Source organism: Levilactobacillus tujiorum (assembly GCF_012641185.1).
GTDB classification, from domain to species: domain Bacteria; phylum Bacillota; class Bacilli; order Lactobacillales; family Lactobacillaceae; genus Levilactobacillus; species Levilactobacillus tujiorum.
Genome location: NZ_JAAXLK010000038.1, coordinates 1 through 4,072, shown reverse-complemented (window position 1 = coordinate 4,072; position 4,072 = coordinate 1). Strand labels below are relative to the sequence as shown.

6 protein-coding genes are annotated in these 4,072 nt (G+C 43.1%); 5 read left to right on the top strand and 1 reads right to left on the bottom strand.

The annotated features are described in order from the left end of the window. Positions 1–106: 106 nt before the first annotated feature. Positions 107–181 carry a MerR family DNA-binding transcriptional regulator gene (locus HF569_RS12710; RefSeq protein WP_168902613.1) on the bottom strand — a complete coding sequence of 25 codons (75 nt, stop codon included), beginning with the start codon at positions 179–181 and terminating at the stop codon, positions 107–109. Positions 182–273: 92 nt separating this feature from the next. Between HF569_RS12710 and HF569_RS12070 the strand changes: the two genes are divergently transcribed. The 5 genes from HF569_RS12070 to HF569_RS12050 all read left to right on the top strand — a co-directional run bounded on the left by HF569_RS12070 (position 274) and on the right by HF569_RS12050 (position 3,834). Next, positions 274–651 carry a carboxymuconolactone decarboxylase family protein gene (locus HF569_RS12070; protein ID WP_168902611.1) on the top strand — a complete coding sequence of 126 codons (378 nt, stop codon included), beginning with the start codon at positions 274–276 and terminating at the stop codon, positions 649–651. A 373-nt stretch (positions 652–1,024) separates the two neighbouring features. Next, a complete protein-coding gene (locus tag HF569_RS12065; protein ID WP_168902610.1) occupies positions 1,025–1,915 on the top strand; it encodes an ABC transporter ATP-binding protein in 891 nt (296 codons plus the stop codon). Beyond that, complete coding sequence (locus HF569_RS12060) at positions 1,908–2,657, top strand: ABC transporter permease (RefSeq protein ID WP_211089733.1); 750 nt, start codon at positions 1,908–1,910, stop codon at positions 2,655–2,657. Before HF569_RS12065 ends, HF569_RS12060 begins: the two co-directional genes overlap by 8 nt. Before the next feature lie 20 nt (positions 2,658–2,677). Further along, on the top strand, positions 2,678–3,442 hold the full coding sequence (locus HF569_RS12055; RefSeq protein ID WP_168902609.1) for an ABC transporter permease: 765 nt from the start codon (positions 2,678–2,680) through the stop codon (positions 3,440–3,442). A 20-nt stretch (positions 3,443–3,462) separates the two neighbouring features. Next, on the top strand, positions 3,463–3,834 hold the full coding sequence (locus tag HF569_RS12050; RefSeq protein WP_168902608.1) for a helix-turn-helix domain-containing protein: 372 nt from the start codon (positions 3,463–3,465) through the stop codon (positions 3,832–3,834). Positions 3,835–4,072: the final 238 nt, after the last annotated feature.

Sequence of the window (4,072 nt, the reverse complement as noted above, 5' to 3'; positions counted from 1 at the left end):
TGATACCATCAAAATTTAGAGTCTCAATACATAGTAAGCAAGATCAAAAGCCGTCAGTTTTTGAAAAACATGAAAACTGACGACTTTTTTGAAAGGTATGAATAATTCAGGCTACTTTCTCGTAGTAACGCAGTGTGTCGATTGATAAGTCCACCTTTTGCGAAAATTCTCCAATTTCCATCAAATCCGACCTCCCACCTGAATGCTTATACTTGACCTGGAGTAAACTTCAGGTTCTAAGCTTAGCACATCCTAATTGGAAGGGCTGATTTTATGGATCGTTTGGAAAAAGGAAAAAACTTATTGAACCAAGTGGATGCTGCGGCTGCTGACACCGTTATGACCAGTCTAAAAGATATCGCGCCCGATATTAGTCAATATATTCTGGAATTCGCCTTTGGTGATATCTACGCACGACCAGGTCTCACCCTACAACAAAGAGAGCTGGTGACCATCACAGCATTACTGGTGCAAGGTGACACTAGCAGCCAGCTAACGGTACATCTCAACGGGTGTCTCAACGTTGGTCTCACTCCCAAAGAAATTATTGAAACGTGTATTCACTGCATTCCGTATATTGGATTTCCCCGCGTTTTAAACGCCATCACTGTTGTTCAGCAGGTATTCACTTCACGGCACATTACGGTTTGAGCGACCAGATCCCTGCTAATCCAAATCATATAAACTTCAAATACACCCTACCGATTGCTAGTAATCGTCAGGGTGTATTTATTTTGCAGTCTACTAATTGGTGATTTCAAATGAAGGCTAACTTCGCAGTTGTTTCTAATTATTGATGCTTAATCACACCTGCTTGACCGATATTTTTTAGAAAGCTTAACGTAACCTCCACAATGATTGACGCAACAGTGTTTGTAGCCCCTTTATGAAACTGCTAGTTGCGCAAATTCACCGCTCACTTTGCGAAATGCTTGCCCCATATTGCTTGTATGCAACCAGTAAATTGACCGACAGTAGACTTAGTCAAGGTGCACAATCATTCTGTACTTAGGAGGAAGACTATATGCTCGTCGTTCAAAACGTCAATACTTATATTGGTCGAAAGCAGATCATCACAGACGCCACCTTTAAGATTCATCCAGGAAATATCATCGGTCTGATTGGACCCAATGGCGCTGGGAAAACAACCCTGATGAAAACCATTCTAGGGCTTACCAAATTTGATGGTCAAATTCGACTCAATCAAACCACCGTTACCGAAAATCAACACGCCGCATTGATTAACGTAGGGGCCCTGATTGAACACCCCGCTATTTACCCCTTTCTAACAGGCCAACAGAATTTAGCCCTTTACGCGCATGACCCCGCCGACTGTCAACGACTCATCTCCAAGTTAGAGATGACCGCCTACATTCACGATCAGGCCAAGGGTTACTCCCTCGGTATGAAACAGAAACTAGGCATTGCCATTGCATTACTGAACAACCCGCAACTCGTAATCCTTGACGAACCGATGAATGGTCTCGACGTTGAGGCGACCATTGGGGTTCGTCGGCTGATTCACCAGTATGCTGCCCAAGGAACTGCTTTCCTGATTTCTAGCCACATTCTGAGTGAGCTTCAAAAGGTCATGACCCAAGTTATTCTCATCAATCACGGGCGCATCATCGTTGATCAGCCGATCGCGGAGTTTGAACAACTTCACCATCAAGCTTATAGACTACACACGGAGAATTCTCAGTTAACGGTTAAGTTTTTGAGTCGTCACCATATTCAGTACACTTTGGACGGTGGCACCTTTCAGGTTAATCCTAAAAATATCTTTGAAATTCAAGATATCCTTAGTGCACAACACGTTCACCTGAAGGAATTAACGCCAATTTCTAGTAGCTTTGAACAAATTGTCGTTCAACTTTTACATCAACAACGGGGTGGTGACCAGCATCATGACTAGTTTGAGAGCCGAGCTATTTAAGTTCAATCATCAGAGGTCAGCCCTGGCTGGCATTCTCATACTGATTCTTTTGATGGTATACAGCGTCTTAACAACTAAAGTGGATTCAACACAAGTCATCTTTGAGTTTGGCGCCGTGCAATGGATTCCCATCATTATGATCGCGGTTGGTTCAACCTTCTTCGCCATGGAATATCAAAACCGGACAATCTTGATACTTCTTTACAAAAATACTAAGCGCTGGCAAATCTACTGGGCGAAATTGATGATTGTATGGTTATATAGTCTCGTCCTGACAGTCATCGCGACCTTGCTGACCATTGTGCTTAAATTTTTACTCATACGAACGCCTTGGTCCGCATTAATTAGCAAACATCAAACGCTACTTACCCTGCTCACTGGTAACGTCATCGGCACGGTTATTTATGCCCTATTCATCGTTACCCTATCGTTCATGCTGATTATGCTAATAAAGATCAACGTCGCCGTGATTGGGATTGGCTTAGCGTTAGGCTTTCTCGGTGCTGGCATTTCGGTGGCACTTATGGGCGCCTTTACATCTCTGATTCCCATCCTGCGCTGGAACCCGTTGAATATGATTTTTATCACCCAACAGCTGGCCAATCCAGCATACGCAGCCGTCTCACATTTAAGTTTCTTCGAAATTATTGGCGGCAATTTAAGCTACGCCGCCATTTTCATCATCTTAGGCTACGGCTTGTTTAAGAAACGGCGAATCTAATCAAGGAGGGCACATTTAAAATGGCTTTTAGTCTTTATCAGGAATTCTACAAACTTAGTCATCGAAAACTAACTTGGATCGCACCGCTTGTCTTACTCATTCTCATGATTTTAACTGGTCTATCAATTGGGTATAATGAAAGTAAGCTGCTCATGGCTACCTGCTATAATGCGCCCGATTGGATTATGCTCATCCTAGTGATTGTTGGCTCAACCACCTTTTCCATGGAATTCCAGAACAATGCGATCCTCACGTTACTCTATAAGGCACCGAATAAGGCCTTAGTCTACTTATCAAAATATCTGGTTATCCTAGGCTACAACCTTTGGCTACATCTGCTGGCCATCCTATTCACGTTGGGACTGCGTGCAATTCCCATGAATCAGTCGATGTCATGGTCTGCACTCTATCGGTATCAGCAACCACTTTGGGAAAATATGCTGAAGACCTCCGCAATTGATGTGCTCACCACAACTTTTATTATCAGTCTAATCTTTCTACTCTCTTGCCTAATCAACAGTAATGCCATCGTCATTAGTGTCAGTCTGTTAATGGTTTTCATGGGACAGTTTATTTCCGCCAACTTGCTAAACTCCGAAAAGTTCACCCAAGTTTTGCGTTGGAACCCCTTTAACATGACGAATCTAACCCGGCAATACTATAACTACACAACTTACATTGATACCAGTCACCTACTTAATCAGCAACTGTTACAGGGCACCCTCAGTTACACGTGTCTCTTTGTAATCGTTGGCTACCTTATTTTTAGAAAAAAGCGCTTTTAACCGCTCAGGAGGATTCAACCATGAATAAGTTTCCCACTCAACTCAAGAAAATTCGTAAAGAACAGAACACCACCCAAGATGACCTGGCTAGCCAGCTTTTTGTCACGCGACAGGCCATTTCAAAATGGGAGTCCGGTGATTCAACCCCGGACTTGAACAACCTGATTAAACTAACGGATATCTTTAACGTCAGCCTAGACACTCTGGTTTTTGGCGCTGAACACGAGACCAAGGTTGACACGTCTGAATTTGTCTTCGATCCCAAGCATAATCGCTACGTCCGCCGTTGGGGTAAAATGAACTTTTGGGACTTCTTGTCGGGCTATTGGTGGGCCGTTCTCGCGATTGTTTTTGTAATTGGCTTCTTTTCCATCTTTTGGGCTGGTCGGTAAGTCCTCTGATTTATTTCCAAGACCGGTCATCTTATTTTGACCAGCTCGCCACATCAAGTTGCCAATTTACCTTGAACCACGAATGCACCACCTATGGTTTTGAAAAAAACTATTATTCATTTAAAATTAGGGACTGTCTGAAAACTAAAAATTCAGGTATAATCTGAGGAAAAACGAATCGAGGCATTCCGATGACAACACCTAAACGATACGAACTGGAAGATGCTCAGTGGGACCG

Coding starts and splice junctions, on each gene's coding strand:
- HF569_RS12065 (WP_168902610.1), top strand. CDS start 1,025: ATGCTCGTCGTTCAAAACGTCAATACTTATATTGGTCGAAAGCAGATC.
- HF569_RS12055 (WP_168902609.1), top strand. CDS start 2,678: ATGGCTTTTAGTCTTTATCAGGAATTCTACAAACTTAGTCATCGAAAA.
- HF569_RS12060 (WP_211089733.1), top strand. CDS start 1,908: ATGACTAGTTTGAGAGCCGAGCTATTTAAGTTCAATCATCAGAGGTCA.
- HF569_RS12070 (WP_168902611.1), top strand. CDS start 274: ATGGATCGTTTGGAAAAAGGAAAAAACTTATTGAACCAAGTGGATGCT.
- HF569_RS12050 (WP_168902608.1), top strand. CDS start 3,463: ATGAATAAGTTTCCCACTCAACTCAAGAAAATTCGTAAAGAACAGAAC.